We start from the raw sequence: 17,653 nt of genomic DNA, 5'->3' as shown, positions 1-17,653 counted from the left end.
ATGAACCGCGGCGTCTACACCCTGGCGCTCCGGGCCCTGTCTCCGCTGATCTGGCTGTGGATGGGCCGCCGCGCCAAGCGGGCGGGCGGTCAATGGGAGATATTCTCCCCGGAGCGCTTCGGCCGCCTGCCGGCCTCTCATCCGGCCGCGCCCCAGGCGGCTCCCGTCTGGGTGCACGCCGTCAGCCTGGGCGAGACCCGGGCCGCCCAACCCTTGCTGCAGGCGCTGCTCGATCGCGGCTTGCCGGTGCTGTTGACGCATGTAACGGCCACCGGCCGGGCCGAGGGGGCGCGGCTGTTCCAGGACGCGATCGCGCGGGGACAGCTGTGCCAGGCCTGGCTGCCCTACGACTTCCCCGGCGCGACGCGCCGCTTCATGACGAGCCGCCAACCCCGTTGCGGGCTGTTGATCGAGCGGGAGATCTGGCCGAATCTGCTCGCCGCAGCCCGGACGGCGGGCGTGCCCATGGCGCTGGTAAGCGCCCGGTTCTCGGCTTCTTCCCTGCGGCAGGCGGGCAGGATGGGCAGCGTGATGCGCGAAGCCCTGGCCGGCCTGGACGCGGTGCTGGCGCAGACCGCCGAGGACGCCGCGCGGCTCACCGAGGCGGGCGCGCGTCCGCCGGCCGTGACGGGCAATCTCAAGTTCGATCTGGCCTTGCCGGAGGCGCAGATGCGCGCCGGGCAGGCCTGGCGCGAGCGGCTGGGCCGGCGCGTGGTGGCCGTGGCCAGTACGCGCGAGGGCGAGGACAGCGGTTTCATCGACGCGATCAAGCGTCACGCGAGCAATTCAGGGACGCATGGTTCTCCGCTATTTCTCCTGATTCCACGCCATCCCCAGCGTTTTGACGAGGCGGCCGGCCTGTTAGCGGCCGCCGGACTGGCGTTCACCCGGCGCTCCGAAGGCGTGGATCCCTCTCCGGACACCGTCGTGCTGCTGGGCGATACGCTGGGTGAGATGGCGTTCTACTACGCGGCCTCGGAGGTCGCGATCGTTGCGGGCAGTTTCGCGCCGCTGGGCGGCCAGAATCTGATCGAGGCGTGCGCGGCGGGGGTGCCGGTCATCGTGGGGCCGCACACGTTCAATTTCAAGCAGGCGGCCGAAGATGCCATCGAGGCGGGCGCCGCGCAACGCGTGCCCGACGCGGGGCAGGCCGTGGATACCGCAATGGAGCTGCTGGCGGACGAGGCGCGGCGGGAACGGGGAGGCGAGGCCGCGCGGGCCTGGTTCGGCGCGCACGCGGGCGCCACCCGGCGCACGCTGGACGCCCTGGCGCCCTGGCTGGATGCCGGAGCGCGGCCCTAGGGAGAGGCCCGGGGGACCAGGGTGACGGCGCCCGGATTCAATTCCTGGGCGAAGCGGCGCGTGTCGCGTCCTTCGTCCTCGGGGCGCAGGCCCAGCCAGCCCTGGCCCAGCGCATAGACGCCCAGGTTCGCGAGCAGGATCAGGATGAAGAGCACGCGCATGCCGGGCCTCGCTCAGGCGTTGGCGTCCAGGGTGGCGCGCGCGACCGCGGCCAGTCCGTCCAGGACGGGGTGGTTCAGGTAGACCGGCACGGGCGCGGCGCCGAACGCGCCTCCTGCATCCGCGAGCAGGCGCTCGATTTCCTGGTGCACTTCGGGCCAGCCGCCGCCGGCCGCGTAGATCTGCGGCGTCTGGCCATAGCGTTGGCGGCCCGCCAGCCATTGGCGGACCACGGCGCCGGCCTGCGCCGCGGCGATGCCCGACGCAATGGCTTCGTGCGTGTCCGTGGGGTAGGCCACGACCTGGCCGTTGGCCACCGGCAGGTTGGCCGTGCCGTGCGCCAGCGCGCTGCGCATCATGGCCGGGCCCGGGAGGATCAGGCCGCCGGCAAAGACATTGTCGGGGCCCACGGTGTCGATCGTGGTGGCGGTGCCGAAGCTGGCCAGCACGAAGGGCGGGTGCGCGGCGGGCAGGTGGGATAGCACGCCCAGCAGCGAAGCCCAGCGGTCGGCGCCCAATTGCGTGGGCACGCGGTAGCCGTTGACCAGGCCCAGCGTGGACGGCTGGGACGGCGACCACGTGACGGCGCAACCGTGTTTTTTCAGGATGGCGGCGATGGCGGCGCCGCGGGCCTCGCCGGCAACGTTCACGCCCAGCGCGCGCGCCGGCCGCGGCGACAACGTGGCCAGCCAGCGGTCCAGGGCGTCCAGGTCCACGCCCTCGAAGGCGATCGCCGCCGGTTCACGCGGCGCGTCGGGGTTGGCGGCGTCCAGCCAGCCCACCTTGAGACGGCTGTTGCCGGAGTCGATGAGAATAATCATGCTTGGCGTCGAATCGAGATTTCACCGACCAGGATCGGCTTGGCGCCCTCGGGCGTTTGCACCAGCAGGCGGCCGTGGTCGTCCACGCCGCAAGCGGTGCCGCTTAGAAGAATAGCGCCCTTGTCCAGGACGTTGACCTTGCGGCCGGCCAGGGCGTCCACCCGGTCGAAACGCCGCTTGAACGCGCCGAAGCCTTCGCGTTCCAGGGTCTGGATCCCCTCATGCCAGGCCGTGGCGGCCGCGCAGGCCAGGTCGGCGGCGGTGGCGGCGCGCGAGGAATGCGCTTGCACCTGGCTCCAATCGGCGACCTCGCGGCCCAGCGCGAGCGAAAGCCGGTCGGCGTCGGCCAGGTTCACGCCCATGCCGATGACGACGGTGTAGCCGGCTTCCCCGCCTCCGGGGTTGCGGGTGGTTTCCACCAGTACGCCCGCGAGCTTGGCGTTGTGCCACTGCACGTCGTTGGGCCATTTCATGCACAGGCCGGCCGCGTCCGGGCCGGCGACGGCGCGCAAGGCTTCGCACGCGGCGACGCCGGCCAGCGGCGACAGGGCGGGCAGTTGGGCGGCGGGCAGCCGCACGTCGAAGGCACAGGAGAACATCAGGGTGGAGCCCGAGCGGTTCTGCCAGGGGCGGCCGGCGCGTCCGCGCCCCGTTTCCTGCAGGTGCGTGCCCAGCAGCCAGGGCTTGCCGATGGCGCCGGCGCGCGCGCGGGCCAGCAGATCGGCGTTGGTCGACCCGGTGCTGCCGCTCCAGGCGATGTCTTGGAAGGCGGGCAGGCGCGCTGCCAGTTCACGGGCCAGGGCTTCCGGCGCGGGCAGGTCGATTGGGCGGACTTGGTCGGGCATGGCGGCGATTGTAGGGCACGCGGCCGCGCCCGCGGCCCGCGTGCGTATATCATTGACGATACATTTTGCATTGGTACTCTCTCTGCATGCCGCATTCCGCTTCGTCCGCACCTGCCGCCGCGCCCTTTCGCCATGAAGGGGGCGTTTGCCATGTGGCCGGCGACTGGAGCGTGCTGGCGCTGGCCGAGCCCGGCGAGGTAGAGCGCCGGCGCCAGGCCCTGTCGCGGGCGGCCAATGATGGCGCGCGCTGGGACCTGCACGCGATCGGCCGGCTGGATACGATCGGCGCCCTGCTGATCTGGCAGGCCTGGGGCGAAAGGCTGCCCGAGCGCGTGCGCTGGTCGCCGGGGCAGCAGGACGTCTTCAATGCGCTGGCGATGAACAAGGGCGGAACGCCGGCCGCGGCGCCCAGGGGCGACCCCTGGGCCTGGCTGCGCGCGGTGGGCAGCGCGGTTTTCAGGGCGGCCGACAATGGCCGGGCGCTCCTCATCATGCTGGGGCAACTGGTGCTGGACCTGGGCGGCATGCTGCTGCGCCCGCGCCTGGGGCCGTGGCGCGAAATCTCGGCTCAGGTCTACCGCACCGGCGCGCAGGCGCTGGGCATCACGGCGCTGGTCGGTTTCCTGATTGGCGTGGTCCTGTCCTATCTTTCGGCGCAACAGCTGCAGATGATCGGCGCGGACCGCTTCATCGTGCGCCTGCTGGGCGTGTCGATCGTGCGCGAACTGGGGCCCGTGCTGGCCGCCATCCTGGTCGCCGGCCGCTCGGGCTCGGCCATCACGGCGCAGATCGGCGTGATGCGCGTGACGCAGGAACTCGACGCGATGCTGGTGATGGGCATCTCCCATGGCCAGCGCCTGATCCTGCCGCGCGTGGTCGCGCTGGCCGTGACCATGCCGCTGCTGGTCCTGTGGACCGACGCCATGGCGATCCTGGGCGGCATGCTGGCCGCGCAGGTCCAATTGGGCGTGTCGGCGCAATGGTTCCTGCAGTCGCTGCCGGACGCGATTTCGCTCACCAACTATTGGATCGGGATCATGAAGGGGGTGACCTTCGGCATCCTGATCGCGCTGATCGCCTGCCATTTCGGCCTGTGCATCCAGCCCAATACGGAGAGCCTGGGGCGCGGCACCACCACGTCCGTCGTTACGTCCATCACCGGCGTGATCCTGCTGGATGCGCTGTATGCGGTGATCTTCAGCTCGGTGGGCATCTGATGAACAGCGCAACCCAGCACCGGCTGTTCGAGGAAGACGGCGTTACCGTCGAACCCGTCATCACGGTGCGCGGCCTGCGCACCGCGTTCGGCGACCACGTCGTGCACGACAATCTCGACCTGACGGTTTTCCCGGGGGAAATCCTGGTGCTGGTGGGCGGGTCGGGCACGGGCAAGACCGTGTTGCTGCGCCAGATCATCGGGCTGGACCAGCCGGCGGCGGGCACGGTGAAGGTGCTGGGCCATTCGCTGTTCGATCTGAGCCCCGCCGAGCGGCGGCGCCTGTCGTATCGCTGGGGCATGCTGTTCCAGGCGGGGGCGCTGTTTTCCGCGCTGTCCGTATTCGACAATGTGGCGTTGCCCTTGCGGGAATTGCGCACGGTGCCGGAAGACCTGGTGCGTGACGTCGTGATGTGCCGGCTGGCCATGGTGGGCCTGTCCGAGCGCGACGCCGACAAGCGGCCGTCGGACCTGTCCGGCGGCATGGTCAAGCGCGTGGCGCTGGCGCGCGCGCTGTCCCTGGACCCGGAATTGCTGTTCCTGGACGAACCCACGGCCGGCCTGGATCCGTTGCGGTCCGACGAATTCGTGGACCTGGTGCGCAGCCTGCACCGGCAGTTGGGGTTTACCGTGGTCATGGTGACGCACGACCTGGACACGCTCCTGGCCCTGGCCACGCGTGTCGCCGTGCTCGCCGACAAGCGGGTGATCGTGTGCGACACGGTGCCGGAAGTACTGAAGGTCGATCACCCGTTCATTCACACGTTCTTCCTGGGCGAGCGCGGCCTGCGCGCCCTGGGGGATCTGGCGCCGAAGGGATTGCATCATGGAAAACCGTAGTCATGCGCTCATGGCCGGTATCTTCACGCTGGTCTTGCTGGCCGCCGCTGCCCTGGCGGCCGTCTGGATCGGCCGGGACCGGACCCAGCTGCAACCGTACGAAATCATCTCCGCCACCGCCGTCAGCGGCCTGAACCCGCAATCGACCGTGCGTTATCAAGGCGTGCCCGTCGGCAAGGTGCAGTCGCTGGCGCTGAACCCGAACAAGCCGGGGCAGGTGCGCATCCGCATCGGTGTCGCCCCCAACACCCCGATCACCGAATCGACCTGGGCGGAACTGGGCGTGCAGGGCGTGACGGGCATGTCCAACGTGGAATTGCGCGACGACGGTACCTCGATGACGCGCCTGGTCTCGTCGGCGGCGCATCCCGCCGCCATTCCGCTGCGCCCCGGCTTTCTCGACCGCATCGAGCAGCGCGGCGGCAAGCTCATCTCGAACGTGGAGGAGGTCACCGAGCAGCTGCGCCGCGTCCTGAGCGAGCAGAACGTGCAGGCGCTGACGGCCAGCCTGCAGAACGCCACCGACCTCACGCAGTCCCTGAAAGAGGCCAGCCGCAACCTTGGCCCGACCATGGCCAAGCTGGGGCCGCTGATGGACTCGCTGGGCAACACGTCGCGCCAGGCGGACCGCGCCGCGCGCGAAGTGGGCGACCTGGCGCTGCAGACCCGGCAGTCGCTGGCGCGGTTGACGGCGCCTGGCGGCGCCTTGTCCGCCGCGACCAGCAGCCTCAACGATATCGCCCTGGCCGCCTCGCGGCTGGACGGGGAGACCCTGCCGGCGATCACCGGCATGGCTGCCAACGTCAGCGAGGCCGCGCGGGGCGCGGCCGTTACCCTGCGCCGTGTGGACAACACGCCGCAGTCGTTCCTGTTCGGCCCGGCTCCCCGCGAGCCCGGGCCCGGCGAGGCCGGCTTTGCCGGATTCGGGAGACAGTCCAAATGACGAAGATGCGCAGCGCCGCTCTCATCCTGACCTTGGCCCTGGCCGGCTGCGGCATCGGCCGCGTGCCCGCGCCGCCCACGGTGTTCGACCTGGGGCTGGATGCCAGCCCCGTGCCGGCGCTGCCGGCCCGCGAGCCCATCGCCCTGGTTTTCCAGGCCGTGCCCAGCCTTTCAGATACCAGCGTGATCTGGCGGGTGGGCGACAGCGCGGCGCCCAAGGCCTATGCCACCTACCGCTGGGCCTCGTCGCCGACGGAGCTGGTGCGGCAGCGTTTCGCCGACCGCCTGTCGCGCCAGGGGCCGGTGCTGAACGAGCGTGTCAGCCTCCAGACCCCGCAATTGCAGGTATTCCTGTCGCAGTTCGAGCAGGTATTCGCTGCCGATGGCCAATCCAGCGAGGGGCGCATCCTGTTGCAGGCGGTGCTGGTCGAAGGCCGCAGCGTGCTGGGCCAGAAGCGCATCGCGGTGCAGGCGGCCGCGCCCACGCAGGACGCCGCCGGAGGCGTGGCCGCCTTGCGCCAGGCCAGCGACGAGGCTGCGGACCAGTTGGCGCAGTGGCTGGCCGCCACCTTGAAACCCTCGCCCAGGGCGGGGGGTTAACATCGTCTCTTTTTCCGCTTCCTGAGTTCCGCCATGTCCGCACGCACTGAAACCCATGCATTCAACGGCGCCGCCGGCCGCATCGATTGCGCCGTCGATTGGCCCGCCGGCACGCCACGAGGCTGGGCGCTGGTGTTGCATCCGCATCCGTTGCAGGGCGGCGCGCGCGAGAACAAGGTGGTCACGACCCTGTCGCGCGCCTGCGTGCAGCACGGCCTGGTGGCTGTGCGTCCGAACTTCCGCGGCGTCGGCCTGTCCGAGGGCGAGTTCGACAAGTCGGTGGGCGAGACCCAGGACATGCTGGCCGTCGTGGCGCAGATGCGCGAATGGCATCCCGAACTGGCGCAGGCGCCGTGGGTGCTGGCGGGCTTCTCCTTCGGCACCGCGGTCGCCGCGCAAACGTATGCGGCGCTGGCGGAGCAGGGCGAGTCCGTGCTGCCGTCCGCCCTGATGCTGATGGGCCCCGCCGTGAACCGCTTCCAGTCGCACGAAGTGCAGGTGCCCGGCGACACGCTGATGGTGCATGGCGAGGAGGACGAAGTCGTGCCGCTGTCCGAGGCCATGGACTGGGCCCGTCCGCGCGCCATCCCGGTGGTCGTGGTCCCCGGCGCGTCGCATTTTTTCCATGGCAAGCTGCTGGTGCTGCGCCAGCTGGTGCAGGCGCAGCTGAAGGTCGCGCTGGATTGAAAAGGGCCCCCGCGCCGCGCTCGCTGTGCTCGCCTGCTGCCCCCCACGGGGGGCGTCCCGCCTTGGGGCGGCCCGGCGGCAAAACCGGTCTGCACGCGCAGCCGGGGTTGCATCGCGTTGCATGTTTTAGCCGCAAGGGGAACCCTGCCCGGGCGGGAGGGGTCCTATCGACTGCCTATAATTGTCAGCCACTTGACCCGCGCCGGCGGGCGTCATTCCTGGACCCACGTTGCCGATGAAGAATTTGCCTTACTCCGCTCACTCCCCCGTAGTCTTTACCCGCCGCCTCGTTTCGGGCGCGGTGCTGTCGGCGATGCTCGCCGCCTCGATGCCGGTCTGGGCGCAGCAACAGCCGGCCCCTGCCGCGGCCCCCGCCGCCCCGGCCGCCGCGCCCGCGCCTTCGGCGTCAAGCGTGGTGCCGGTGGGCGATGTGTCGGCAGTGCCGGCGCCGACGATCGCGGCCAAGGCCTGGATCGTGATGGACGTGAACAGCGGCCAGACCCTGGCCGCCTCCAATCCGGACATGAAGGTGGAGCCGGCTTCGCTGACCAAGATCATGACGGCGTACGTCGTGTTCAACGCGCTCGATGAAAAGCGCCTGACGCTGGAGCAGACCGTTCCCGTGTCCGAGCATGCCTGGCGCACGGGCGGTTCGCGCATGTTCATCGAACCGCGCAAGCCGGTCACGGTGGACGAGCTGAACCAGGGCATGATCGTGCAATCCGGCAACGACGCGTCGGTGGCCCTGGCCGAAGCGGTCGGCGGCAGCGAAGGCGCGTTCGCCTCGCTCATGAACCAGGAGGCCGAACGCCTGGGCATGCGCAACACGCACTTCATGAACGCCACGGGCCTGCCCGATCCGCAGCACATGACGTCCACGCGCGACCTGGCCATCCTGTCGTCGCGCCTGATCACCGATCATCCGGACTTCTTCCACTACTACAAGCAGAAGAGCTTTACCTACAACAAGATCACGCAGCCCAACCGCAACCGCCTGCTGTGGGCCGATCCCTCGGTGGACGGCATGAAGACCGGCCATACCGACTCGGCCGGCTACTGCCTGGTGTCGACCGCCGTGCGCGGTGATCGCCGCATCCTCGTGGTCGTGGTGGGCACCGACAGCGAGGCCACGCGCGCCGAGGAAAGCCTGAAGCTGCTGAACTGGAGCTTCCAGAACTTCGACACCGTGAAGCTGTTCGACAAGAGCCAGCCCGGCATCGACGCGCGCGTCTGGGAAGGCACGGCCGAAAACGTCAAGCTGGGCCCGCCCAACCCCGTGTCGATCGCGGTGCCGCGCGGCAAGGCCGGCGAGCTGAAGCCCGTGGCCCAGCGCACGGACCCGCTGATCGCGCCCCTGGCCAAGGGCCAGCAGGTCGGCACCCTGCAGTTCACGCTGGACGGCAAGGTGCTGCGCACCGAGCCGCTGGTGGTGCAGGACGCGGTCGAGCGCGCGGGCTTCTTCGGCCGCATGGTCGATACGGTCAAGCGCTGGTTCGAATAGGATCGCGAGGCGCGGCCGCCGCGCCGCGGGTGTAAGCTAGCAACGGGCGTTTCATGTCGAAACGCCCGTCTTCATTCCCGGGACGGACCTGCCGGTGCGTCCCTATCCTTTGATTCTCAGGAGTGCGTCATGATTCCGGGCGTGCCGGGCGAAAGCCAGGTGTATCTCAACGGTGAGTTCCTGCGTGTGGACGAGGCCAGGATCTCCGTCCTCGACCGCGGCTTTATTTTCGGGGACGGCATCTATGAAGTCGTTCCCGTGTACCAAGGCAATGCGTTCCGCATGGCCGAACACCTCAATCGCCTGGACCGCAGCCTGGCTGCCCTGCGGATCGCCCAGCCCTTCGGCCGCGAGGGCTGGATCGACCTGATCCAGCAACTGCTGGCGCGCAGCAACCTGGAAACCTGCATCGTCTATCTGCAAGTGACGCGCGGCGTGGCCAAGCGGGACCACCAGTTTCCTTCCGTTCCGGTCGCCCCGACCGTCTTCGGCATGGTGTCGGCCTGGTCGCCGCCGACGGCCGCGCAGCGTGCCCAGGGCCTGGCCGCGATCAGCATCCCCGACGAGCGCTGGCTGCATTGCGAGATCAAGTCGGTCTCGCTCCTGGGCAACGTGCTGGCCAAGCAGCAGGCGGTCGATGCGCAGGTGGACGAGGTCGTCCAGTTCCGCGACGGCTATCTGACCGAAGGTTCGTCCACCAATATCTGGGTGGTTTCCGGCGGCAAGCTGCTGGCGCCGCCCAAGAACAACCTGATCCTGGAAGGCATCCGCTACGGCCTGATGGGCGAACTGGCCGCGGAGGCGGGCATCCCGTTCGAGGCGCGCCGCATCTCGCAGCAAGAGGTGGAGCAGGCGGACGAGCTGATGCTGTCCTCGGCCACCAAGGAGGTGCTCGCCATCGTCTCCCTGGACGGCAAACCCGTGGGATCCGGCAAGCCCGGCCCTGTTTTTGAGCGGTTGCGAGCGGGTTATGATGCCCGCATCGCCGCGCTGTAGTCCGGGCGCGGGGCGGCCGCCGGGGCCGCCCCAAAGCAAGAGACTCCCCTCGGGGGGCAGGTAGCCCACGCGGTGGGCGCGCCGTGGGGGGCAACACTTATTTAGGCACATCATGCATATCCCGCCCGAAGATTCCCTTATCGAATATCCCAGCGACTTTCCCATCAAGGTCATGGGCAAGCAGCACCCCGAATTCGCGCAGACGCTGACCGAAGTCGTCCTGCAGTTCGATCCCGGATTCGACGCCGCCACGGTGGAAATGCGGCCCAGCAAGGGCGGCAACTACATGGGGCTGACCTTCACGGTGCGCGCCACGTCGCGCGAACAGCTGGACGCGCTCTACCGGGCGCTGCATGGCCACCCGATGGTGTCCATCGTCCTCTAGCGCGGGTCGGTCGTGATCAAGTGGCTCGCGCGGCCGGCGGATTATCTGTCGGTCTGGCAGGATATGCAGGCATACACCAACCTGCGGGGCGCCGATACGCCCGACGAGATCTGGCTTTGCGAACACGCGCCGGTCTACACCCTGGGCCAGGCGGGCTTGCCGCAGCACGTGCTCAATCCCGGCAATATCCCCGTCGTCCGTTGCGACCGCGGCGGACAGGTGACCTACCACGGCCCCGGCCAGGTCATGGCGTACGCGCTGTTCGACCTGCGCCGGGCGGACATGTACGTGAAGGAGTACGTAACCCTGCTGGAAGGCGCCGTCATCGACACGCTGGCGCAATTGGGCGTGGCGCACGCCTGTCGCAAGCCCGGCGCGCCGGGCGTCTACGTGCCCGACCCCGAGGGCGGCGAACTGGCCAAGATCGCCGCCCTCGGCATCAAGATCCGCAACGGCAGGGCCTATCATGGCGTTTCGCTGAATGTGTCGATGGACCTGGCGCCCTTCCTGGGCATCAACCCTTGCGGCTACCAGGGGCTGCGCACCGTCGATATGGCCAGCTGCGGCGCGCGCTGCGAGCCGACCGAGGCGGGCGATGCGCTAGGCCGCAATCTGGCCCTGGCCTGGGGCCGCGCAAGGGAAAGACATGAAAACCTACAGCCCGGCTGACATCGCCGCCACCACGCCCGAGCAGCTGGCCCGCCTGCGCGAAGATGGACCTCTCGAGGATTACGCCGCCTGGATCCGCGCGGCCGCCGAGCTGGGCCTGGTCGAAGCCCAGGCCATCCACGGGCAGATGCTGCTCGATGGCGCCGGCGTCGAACGCGATCAGGCGGCAGGGCTGGCGTGGTTCAAGCGCGCCGCGAACGCCGACCATCTCATGGCGATCAACATGGTGGGGCGCTGCTACGAAAACGGCTGGGGCGTGGCGGCGGACGATACCGTCGCGGCCTACTGGTTCCGGCTGGCCGCGGACAGGGGGCTGGACTGGGGCATGTACAACTACGCCCACATGCTGCGCAGCGGCCGCGGCGGCGTGGCGCAGAACTCCGCCGCGGCGCTGGCCCTGTACCAGCAGGCCGCGCAGGCCGGGCACGTGAAATCCATCGGCGTGGTCGGCCGCTATTACGAGGCGGGCGACGTGGTCGAGCAAGACATGGAGCGGGCCTTCGACTGCTACCGGCGCTGCGCCGAGGGGGGCGACTTCCGCGGCATGTTCCACCTCGGCCGCCTGTTGCTGTTGCGCGGCCGCAAGGAAGACGCCGTCCCGTGGCTGGTCCGCGTGCCCGAAACGGCCACGCCGGCGTTCCTGCGCGAAGCCAACGCCATGCTCCAGGCCAGCGGGTTCCCGGCTTTGTACGAGGCGTAGGATGGGTGGAGCGCGAGAGTTCTTAAGCTAGAGCATTGCTCTCCAGCGCGCGAAACCCATGCGGCCGCAATCGGCTGTTTTCCGGCCGGTGCCAGGCACTGTCTGCCCACGACAGCATGGGTTTCGCGCGCTGGATACCTGAGTTCTTTCTTAAGAACTCCCGCGCTCCACCCATCCTACGTGCTCAGTCGCTCCTCGAACACGACCTCGATGGTGGCGTGTTCCCGGGCGCCGCGCTCGCCGTCAAGACGGTCGAGCAGGAACTGGCCGGCGCGCCGGCCCAGGGCGGCGGCATCGATGCCCAGCGTCGTCAGCCCCTGCGCCCACTGAGCCGCGCTGCCGTCATCCGTGAAACCCAGCACGGCCAGGTCCTGGGGCACGTGCAGGTCGCGATTGTGGGCCTCCGATACCGCCGCCGCGGCCAGCAGGTCGGAAGTGCAGAAGACGGCGTCGAAGATCGTATTGGTAGCCAGCAGGCGCAGAAAGGCCATGCGGCCATCGTTCATGTGCTGCGCTTCAGGCTGCACGATGTCCGCCATCTGTTCCAGTCCCAGCGCGGCGGCGCTGCCGATGAAGCCTTCCCGCCGCGCCCGTTCCCAGGGGTTGTCGGCGCTGATGCAGGCGACGCGCGCATGGCGCTTGGCGGCGAGATGCCGGGCCGCCAGGCGTCCCGCCTCCATGTTGTCGATAACGATGGCGCCGTCCAGCGGCTGGGCGGAGGCGCTCCAGGTCTCGACCACGGGGATCTCCAGCGCGGCCACGGTGGAACGCAAGCCGGGATCGTCCAGCGGGCCGATGACGAGCGCCGCCGCCGGCCGCAGTTCGCTCAGCAGCGACAGGCCGGGCGCGCCCTGCCAGGGCGCGGCGGCCAGGTAATAGCCGGCCGGGGCAAGCAGTTCGGCGCACGCCTGCATGGCGCGGGCGGCAAGCCCGGTGTCCAGGCGGGGCGCGATCAGGGCGATGGGGCGGGGGCAGTGGGGCCATGGGGAAATCCGCGGATTCGTCAGGCGTGACGATAACCCAGGCTCGCCCGCCTTCCGGGCGCCGAGCGCTCCGTGGGCGGCCCCATCCGGGGCGGATCCGGGCCGCGAGGGGTAAAATGCCGTTTTTGTCCCAGACCCGGTCCGTTCGCGCGCCGGCTATGAAGGTGTCCAATGTCTACGCTCGCCGAGTCTCCTGTTCCCTCGAACGAATCCACCGCGGCGCCCGCGGACGCGGCCTACGATCCGACGCAAAAGCAGAAATCGCAGGCCAAGACCGCGCGCATTCCCATCAAGATCGTTCCGGCCGAGCGCCTGAAGAAACCTGAATGGATCCGCGTGAAGGCCGCCGCGCCAGGCTCGCGCTTCTACGACATCAAGCGCATCCTGCGGGAGCACAACCTGCATACGGTGTGCGAGGAAGCCTCCTGCCCGAACATCGGCGAATGCTTCGGCAAGGGCACCGCCACCTTCATGATCATGGGCGACAAGTGCACGCGCCGCTGCCCCTTCTGTGACGTGGGCCACGGCCGCCCGGATCCCCTGGACACCAACGAGCCCGTCAACCTGGCGCGCACCATCGCCGCCATGAAGCTGTCCTACGTGGTGATCACTTCGGTGGACCGCGACGACCTGCGCGACGGCGGCGCCGGCCACTTCGTGGACTGCATCACCCACATCCGCGAACTCTCGCCCACCACTCGCATCGAGGTGCTGGTGCCGGACTTCCGCGGCCGCCTGGACCGCGCGCTGACCATCCTGAACGCCGGTCCTCCCGACGTGATGAACCACAACCTGGAAACCGTGCCGCGCCTGTACAAGCAGGCCCGCCCGGGTTCGGACTACATGCACTCGCTGAAGCTGCTGGCCGAATTCAAGAAGCTGCACCCCGAGGTCCCCACCAAGTCCGGCCTGATGCTGGGTCTGGGCGAGACCGACGAGGAAATCCTGCAAGTGATGCGCGACATGCGCGAGCACGGGGTGGACATGCTGACGATCGGCCAGTATCTGCAGCCGTCCGAGCATCATCTGCCGGTACTGCGCTACGTGCATCCGGACACCTTTGCGATGTTCGAGCGCGAGGCCTATGCCATGGGGTTCACGCACGCGGCGGTGGGCGCGATGGTGCGGTCTTCGTACCATGCGGACGAGCAGGCGCACGCGGCTGGGGTGAACTAATCACGGGACAAGATCCCGACGAAGGTGGAGCCGATGCGCTTCTTCTTCGAAGCGCGCGCTGGATATACTCTGGCGCGCTGTTTGACGCGCGCGAGGATTTCGTCGCGAAATATGAATCTATCAGCGAGGCGCGACCCAGAGTGGATATGCAAAGTCCGGTTTGCCAGATTGCCGTCGTCATTCCCAGCTACAAGGTGAAGGCGCACATTCTGGACGTTATCGACGGCATCGGCCCCGAGGTCGGGCGTATCTACGTGGTCGACGATTGTTGCCCGGAAGGTTCCGGAGACTTCGTGCTGCAGCATTGCCCCGACTCTCGCGTGAAGGTCGTTCGCAATACTGTGAACCGGGGAGTGGGGGGCGCGGTGATGACGGGCTACCTCGCTGCCTTGGCAGATGACGCGGAGATCATCGTCAAGATCGACGGCGACGGCCAGATGGATCCGGCGCTGATCTCCGAGTTCGTTCTTCCGATTCAAGCCGGCGAGGCCGACTACACCAAGGGCAACCGATTCTTCGATTTGGAGAAGATCCGGGAAATGCCTCGGATTCGATCCTTCGGCAACGCCGTGCTGTCATTTATGACCAAGGTGTCCTCCGGGTACTGGGATGTATTTGATCCTACCAATGGCTATACCGCCATTCACCGGGATGTGGTCAGGCACCTGCCTTTCGACAAGATCAGCAATCGGTATTTCTTTGAAACCGACATACTGTTCCGCCTGAATATCCTGCGCGCGGTCGTGGTTGACATCCCCATGGATGCCAAATACGGCGATGAAGTCAGCAACTTGAAAATCTCGAAGATTGTTGGAGAGTTCGCTGCCAAGCACGTGCGAAATTTCTGGAAGCGCGTTTTCTACAACTACTACCTACGCGATATGTCGCTGGCCTCGCTTGAGCTGCCGTTAGGCGTGGCTATGCTGACCTGGGGCGTCGGCTACGGCTTGATCCATTGGAGTTCGTCGTCCCACGCGGGCGTGGCCACGCCCGCCGGCACGGTTATGCTGGCTGCTCTACCCATCATCCTGGGCGTGCAGTTCATTCTCGCCTTTATCGGGTATGACATCGCATCCGTGCCCAAGCGGCCGTTTCATCGACGGGTGAAGAGCCTTACAAAGAAAAGCAGAAAATCGGTGGATGCCCCATGATTTACGTCGTCGCGATAATCTGTGTGATCGGCATTGCCGTCGGGCAGATACTATTCAAACTCAGTGCTCAGTCGCTTCATAGGACGGGCAACTTTTTCGACATGGGCACCCTGACTTTGCTGTTCTCTGCCTTTGCCCTATATGGCTTGACTACTATTGCGTGGGTCTGGGTCTTGCAAAAGGCGGAGTTGGGTCGGGTGTATCCGCTGATGGCAATGGCCTTCGTGTTGGTGCCCATCGGTAGTTACTTCTTCCTGGGCGAGAGGTTCAGCCCGCAATATTTCATCGGCGTTGCGCTGATTGCCGCGGGCATCGTCATCGCGGTCCGATCCTGATCATGGGAATGAACCGGCTGGACATGACTTCGCCGCAGGAATTACGCGATGGGAGTTGTAGCCGCAGGTGGCTGATCGCCCTTTTCGTGTTGACGTGCGTCACGATGGCAACGCTCATCCCGTCAATGCAATCGCCGGACGAGTTCGATCACGTCAAGCGTGCCTACTTGCTGGGCAAGGGCGCATTCACGTTGCAGGCATCTGCGGACCAAGGGTCAGGCGGGATGGTGGATACCGGTTTGCTGTCCTATTTCAACGCCTATGGCGTCCTGCCATATCGCCCGCACCGCAAGTTGTCGTTGGAGGAGAGTTTCGCCGCCGAAACGGCGCGTTGGACCGGCCAACGCGAATTCAGTGCCGCGCCCGGAACTGGCTACTATCTGCCGGCTATCTATATTCCTCAGGCACTGGGGCTGATGGTCGGCGAGGCTACTGGGCTAACCATTGGCGCGTCGTACGATCTCGCCGTATTGCTAACCATTTTGAGCTGTGGCTTGCTGTTGTGGGCCGCGTTCTGGATCTATCCGGTCAATCCGGCGGTGCTGGCTTTGCTCATTCTGCCGATGAGTCTCTTCCAGTTTGCTTCCTCGACCATCGACGGCCTGTCTATGGCGCTGACGGTCCTGTCGGTGTCCCTTTTTCTGCGCATTGCGCAGGATAGGCGGGCCGCCGCCGCGTGGTTGATGCCAGCGTTGACGTTGGCGCTGATCGTCCTGATCGGAAGCCGTGTCCATATGCTGCCGGCGTTGCTGATGCTTGCGATGGCCTGCTTCTACGTGCGCACGAAGTCCTCTTACTATCTCTTCATACTGGCCATTGCGATCATCGCGGCCTGGCTGCTGCATGCCATGGGCAGCACAGTGGACAAGCGGGTGTTGATAGGCGCGAGTACGGCCGAGGTCGGCCTGCACTATCTAAAGCATCCCGTAGATTTTCTGCGTGTGCTGGGTGCAACGCTGAAGCGGCCGGACCTGAGGGAGTTTTACACGCATTCATTCATCGGAGTGCTGGGCTGGCTGGACGCGAGTTTTAGACCGGAGGTCTACAGGCTCGCGCTGCTGGCTTTAGCGGCCATCGGCATCCTGTCGCTGTCATTTCGCCGGCTGCGCATGGACTGGCCTTCACGGGCTGCGCTGCTGTTATGCGCAGTGGCCTCCGTTTTCATGACGTTCCTTGCGTTGCTGGTGACATGGAACAAGCACCCCGCCGATGTAGTCCTGGGTGTGCAAGGCCGGTATTTTGCGCTGCCAATGATTCTACTGGCCTACGCCCTCGGGGCCAGCAAGGGCGCGTTCGAAGGCCTTGCTCGAAAGGGAGCCGCCGTTGTGTTGGTCGCGCTGATGTACCTGTCTATAACGGCGACGGTCTCGCTGATGCTCGGTCGCTATTATCAGTCGTTCGCGCCTATCGAGTCGGTCTCAGTGTCCGTGAGCCCCACACCGCCGCTCTCGCCAGCAAACCCGCTCAGAGTCAGTATGAGTTTTCGCTACCTCGCGGACCAGCGCGAGATCAGCCGGCTGGGCATCAACTTTGGCACACACATGCGCACGAACCGTGGCGAGGCGGAACTGCAGTTGCTCACTCCGGCCGGCGAGACGGTGCGCGTGCCCATTGCACTGCCGGAACTCAAGGATAACGAATACGCGCTGCTCGACGTTCCGCAGGGTCGATACGTGTCAGGCCGGATCGTATCGATCACGGGCGGGGGCGTCAGCGTCTGGCAGGCGACGCCGGCCGGCGGCGGGCCGGCTACCTGCATGGTCTATGTCTATGTCGACGGGTCATCCCAGTTTACGGAAGGTTGCCCGACGCCATGAATCGCGGTGAGAATCGGGTGAATTTGTAAACAGACAGATCGTTCTGCGAAGCCCATGACGTGCAGCGGAATGGAGCGCGCCGATACGGTGTTGAATCGCCTGCAGTCGGGATTGCTGAATCCACTCGCCATCTGGCTGCTCCTGATCTTTGCGACGGACAGGGGAGTCTGTCGGAATTTTTCTGACTCTAAGAATTTAGCGAGCACAATCGTCGATTTTAATAAACTGAGTGTGCATTTTTGATTCGCTGTGAATAGTATCTTGAGAACAAGATAGTCTCGTATTGGGGCAGAATTTTGATATTCTGAATCCGCCGAAATATTAAATCCGCCCCCAATATTTGCGTGGATGAATTTTGCTTGATTCTCAATTTTGTCCTTGAACTGCGTGCGTTCTGTTCTTCCTAAGAGCCCTGCGAGCGAGGTGTTATTTCTCTATCCGAGGCATGAATGGGCAGGGGCTGCCTTCCTGGGCAGCGCGTAGCAGAGCTGGTGCGAAGCTGGGAAGTGTCAGGTTCGGGACGGCGGA

Annotated in this window: 19 protein-coding genes; 15 read left to right on the top strand and 4 right to left on the bottom strand. The window is 66.7% G+C overall.

The features are described 5' to 3' along the window. Window positions 1–1,302 carry a 3-deoxy-D-manno-octulosonic acid transferase gene (locus ACN6PJ_RS08665; RefSeq protein WP_427995457.1) on the top strand — a complete coding sequence of 434 codons (1,302 nt, stop codon included), beginning with the start codon at window positions 1–3 and terminating at the stop codon, window positions 1,300–1,302. Here the strand turns inward: ACN6PJ_RS08665 and ACN6PJ_RS08660 are convergent. The 3 genes from ACN6PJ_RS08660 to ACN6PJ_RS08650 are packed head-to-tail and all read right to left on the bottom strand — an operon-like array spanning window position 1,299 to window position 3,127. Next, window positions 1,299–1,463 carry a hypothetical protein gene (locus ACN6PJ_RS08660; protein ID WP_427995456.1) on the bottom strand — a complete coding sequence of 55 codons (165 nt, stop codon included), beginning with the start codon at window positions 1,461–1,463 and terminating at the stop codon, window positions 1,299–1,301. The two genes, ACN6PJ_RS08665 and ACN6PJ_RS08660, sit on opposite strands and share 4 nt — an antisense overlap. A gap of 12 nt (window positions 1,464–1,475) precedes the next feature. Then, the gene (locus ACN6PJ_RS08655) at window positions 1,476–2,282 is read right to left on the bottom strand and encodes a type III pantothenate kinase (RefSeq protein WP_427995455.1); all 807 of its coding nucleotides are present in this window, start codon (window positions 2,280–2,282) and stop codon (window positions 1,476–1,478) included. Beyond that, on the bottom strand, window positions 2,279–3,127 hold the full coding sequence (locus tag ACN6PJ_RS08650; RefSeq protein ID WP_427995454.1) for a biotin--[acetyl-CoA-carboxylase] ligase: 849 nt from the start codon (window positions 3,125–3,127) through the stop codon (window positions 2,279–2,281). The genes ACN6PJ_RS08655 and ACN6PJ_RS08650 overlap by 4 nt, the downstream gene beginning before the upstream one ends. Window positions 3,128–3,213: 86 nt before the next feature. On the opposite strand from ACN6PJ_RS08650, the gene ACN6PJ_RS08645 reads away from it, so the two are divergent. The 10 genes from ACN6PJ_RS08645 to ACN6PJ_RS08600 all read left to right on the top strand — a co-directional run bounded on the left by ACN6PJ_RS08645 (window position 3,214) and on the right by ACN6PJ_RS08600 (window position 11,663). Next, window positions 3,214–4,344, top strand: a complete 1,131-nt coding sequence (locus ACN6PJ_RS08645; RefSeq protein WP_427995453.1) for an MlaE family ABC transporter permease — start codon at window positions 3,214–3,216, stop codon at window positions 4,342–4,344. Continuing rightward, on the top strand, window positions 4,344–5,183 hold the full coding sequence (locus ACN6PJ_RS08640) for an ABC transporter ATP-binding protein (protein WP_427995452.1): 840 nt from the start codon (window positions 4,344–4,346) through the stop codon (window positions 5,181–5,183). Before ACN6PJ_RS08645 ends, ACN6PJ_RS08640 begins: the two co-directional genes overlap by 1 nt. Beyond that, on the top strand, window positions 5,170–6,126 hold the full coding sequence (locus tag ACN6PJ_RS08635) for an MlaD family protein (protein WP_427995451.1): 957 nt from the start codon (window positions 5,170–5,172) through the stop codon (window positions 6,124–6,126). The genes ACN6PJ_RS08640 and ACN6PJ_RS08635 overlap by 14 nt, the downstream gene beginning before the upstream one ends. Next, window positions 6,123–6,725 carry an ABC-type transport auxiliary lipoprotein family protein gene (locus tag ACN6PJ_RS08630; RefSeq protein ID WP_427995450.1) on the top strand — a complete coding sequence of 201 codons (603 nt, stop codon included), beginning with the start codon at window positions 6,123–6,125 and terminating at the stop codon, window positions 6,723–6,725. Before ACN6PJ_RS08635 ends, ACN6PJ_RS08630 begins: the two co-directional genes overlap by 4 nt. 33 nt (window positions 6,726–6,758) lie before the next feature. After that, a complete protein-coding gene (locus ACN6PJ_RS08625; RefSeq protein WP_427995449.1) occupies window positions 6,759–7,412 on the top strand; it encodes an alpha/beta hydrolase in 654 nt (217 codons plus the stop codon). Window positions 7,413–7,647: 235 nt separating this feature from the next. Continuing rightward, entirely contained in the window at window positions 7,648–8,913 is a 1,266-nt protein-coding gene (locus tag ACN6PJ_RS08620) for a D-alanyl-D-alanine carboxypeptidase family protein (RefSeq protein WP_427995448.1), read from the top strand. Between the two features lie 129 nt (window positions 8,914–9,042). Beyond that, window positions 9,043–9,909, top strand: coding sequence for a D-amino acid aminotransferase (locus tag ACN6PJ_RS08615; protein WP_427995447.1), 867 nt, complete (start codon window positions 9,043–9,045; stop codon window positions 9,907–9,909). Window positions 9,910–10,021: 112 nt separating this feature from the next. Further along, complete coding sequence (locus ACN6PJ_RS08610; protein WP_043544559.1) at window positions 10,022–10,294, top strand: YbeD family protein; 273 nt, start codon at window positions 10,022–10,024, stop codon at window positions 10,292–10,294. A gap of 12 nt (window positions 10,295–10,306) precedes the next feature. Beyond that, window positions 10,307–10,963 carry a lipoyl(octanoyl) transferase LipB gene (gene lipB, locus ACN6PJ_RS08605; protein ID WP_427995446.1) on the top strand — a complete coding sequence of 219 codons (657 nt, stop codon included), beginning with the start codon at window positions 10,307–10,309 and terminating at the stop codon, window positions 10,961–10,963. Continuing rightward, window positions 10,941–11,663: a tetratricopeptide repeat protein gene (locus tag ACN6PJ_RS08600; protein WP_427995445.1), complete on the top strand. Its 723-nt coding sequence runs from the start codon at window positions 10,941–10,943 to the stop codon at window positions 11,661–11,663. The genes lipB and ACN6PJ_RS08600 overlap by 23 nt, the downstream gene beginning before the upstream one ends. 176 nt (window positions 11,664–11,839) lie before the next feature. Here the strand turns inward: ACN6PJ_RS08600 and ACN6PJ_RS08595 are convergent, their stop codons facing one another. Beyond that, entirely contained in the window at window positions 11,840–12,577 is a 738-nt protein-coding gene (locus tag ACN6PJ_RS08595; protein ID WP_427995444.1) for a LacI family DNA-binding transcriptional regulator, read from the bottom strand. A gap of 240 nt (window positions 12,578–12,817) precedes the next feature. Between ACN6PJ_RS08595 and lipA the strand changes: the two genes are divergently transcribed. The 4 genes from lipA (at window position 12,818) to ACN6PJ_RS08575 (ending at window position 17,125) form a co-directional block, all read left to right on the top strand. Next, the gene (lipA, locus tag ACN6PJ_RS08590; RefSeq protein ID WP_427995443.1) at window positions 12,818–13,822 is read left to right on the top strand and encodes a lipoyl synthase; all 1,005 of its coding nucleotides are present in this window, start codon (window positions 12,818–12,820) and stop codon (window positions 13,820–13,822) included. A gap of 146 nt (window positions 13,823–13,968) precedes the next feature. Beyond that, the gene (locus tag ACN6PJ_RS08585) at window positions 13,969–14,973 is read left to right on the top strand and encodes a glycosyltransferase (RefSeq protein WP_427995538.1); all 1,005 of its coding nucleotides are present in this window, start codon (window positions 13,969–13,971) and stop codon (window positions 14,971–14,973) included. Then, window positions 14,970–15,308: a 4-amino-4-deoxy-L-arabinose-phospho-UDP flippase gene (locus ACN6PJ_RS08580; RefSeq protein WP_427995442.1), complete on the top strand. Its 339-nt coding sequence runs from the start codon at window positions 14,970–14,972 to the stop codon at window positions 15,306–15,308. Before ACN6PJ_RS08585 ends, ACN6PJ_RS08580 begins: the two co-directional genes overlap by 4 nt. An 8-nt stretch (window positions 15,309–15,316) precedes the next feature. Beyond that, entirely contained in the window at window positions 15,317–17,125 is a 1,809-nt protein-coding gene (locus ACN6PJ_RS08575) for a DUF2142 domain-containing protein (protein ID WP_427995441.1), read from the top strand. The last annotated feature ends 528 nt before the right edge of the window (window positions 17,126–17,653 follow it).

The sequence above is a fragment of the Achromobacter sp. genome (assembly GCF_050285585.1).
GTDB lineage: Bacteria > Pseudomonadota > Gammaproteobacteria > Burkholderiales > Burkholderiaceae_B > Achromobacter.
Note: the sequence above shows the minus strand (reverse complement) of the source record. Positions and strands in the feature narration are given on the sequence as shown.

Bases quoted from the DNA above. Each gene is read 5' to 3' on its own strand.
- ACN6PJ_RS08645 (WP_427995453.1), top strand. From the start codon at position 3,214: ATGCCGCATTCCGCTTCGTCCGCACCTGCCGCCGCGCCCTTTCGCCAT.
- ACN6PJ_RS08665 (WP_427995457.1), top strand. From the start codon at position 1: ATGAACCGCGGCGTCTACACCCTGGCGCTCCGGGCCCTGTCTCCGCTG.
- ACN6PJ_RS08635 (WP_427995451.1), top strand. From the start codon at position 5,170: ATGGAAAACCGTAGTCATGCGCTCATGGCCGGTATCTTCACGCTGGTC.
- lipA (WP_427995443.1), top strand. From the start codon at position 12,818: ATGTCTACGCTCGCCGAGTCTCCTGTTCCCTCGAACGAATCCACCGCG.
- ACN6PJ_RS08625 (WP_427995449.1), top strand. From the start codon at position 6,759: ATGTCCGCACGCACTGAAACCCATGCATTCAACGGCGCCGCCGGCCGC.
- ACN6PJ_RS08575 (WP_427995441.1), top strand. From the start codon at position 15,317: ATGAACCGGCTGGACATGACTTCGCCGCAGGAATTACGCGATGGGAGT.
- ACN6PJ_RS08580 (WP_427995442.1), top strand. From the start codon at position 14,970: ATGATTTACGTCGTCGCGATAATCTGTGTGATCGGCATTGCCGTCGGG.
- ACN6PJ_RS08640 (WP_427995452.1), top strand. From the start codon at position 4,344: ATGAACAGCGCAACCCAGCACCGGCTGTTCGAGGAAGACGGCGTTACC.
- ACN6PJ_RS08655 (WP_427995455.1), bottom strand. From the start codon at position 2,282: ATGATTATTCTCATCGACTCCGGCAACAGCCGTCTCAAGGTGGGCTGG.
- ACN6PJ_RS08610 (WP_043544559.1), top strand. From the start codon at position 10,022: ATGCATATCCCGCCCGAAGATTCCCTTATCGAATATCCCAGCGACTTT.
- ACN6PJ_RS08650 (WP_427995454.1), bottom strand. From the start codon at position 3,127: ATGCCCGACCAAGTCCGCCCAATCGACCTGCCCGCGCCGGAAGCCCTG.
- ACN6PJ_RS08585 (WP_427995538.1), top strand. From the start codon at position 13,969: ATGCAAAGTCCGGTTTGCCAGATTGCCGTCGTCATTCCCAGCTACAAG.
- ACN6PJ_RS08595 (WP_427995444.1), bottom strand. From the start codon at position 12,577: ATGCAGGCGTGCGCCGAACTGCTTGCCCCGGCCGGCTATTACCTGGCC.
- ACN6PJ_RS08630 (WP_427995450.1), top strand. From the start codon at position 6,123: ATGACGAAGATGCGCAGCGCCGCTCTCATCCTGACCTTGGCCCTGGCC.
- ACN6PJ_RS08620 (WP_427995448.1), top strand. From the start codon at position 7,648: ATGAAGAATTTGCCTTACTCCGCTCACTCCCCCGTAGTCTTTACCCGC.
- ACN6PJ_RS08660 (WP_427995456.1), bottom strand. From the start codon at position 1,463: ATGCGCGTGCTCTTCATCCTGATCCTGCTCGCGAACCTGGGCGTCTAT.
- ACN6PJ_RS08615 (WP_427995447.1), top strand. From the start codon at position 9,043: ATGATTCCGGGCGTGCCGGGCGAAAGCCAGGTGTATCTCAACGGTGAG.
- ACN6PJ_RS08600 (WP_427995445.1), top strand. From the start codon at position 10,941: ATGAAAACCTACAGCCCGGCTGACATCGCCGCCACCACGCCCGAGCAG.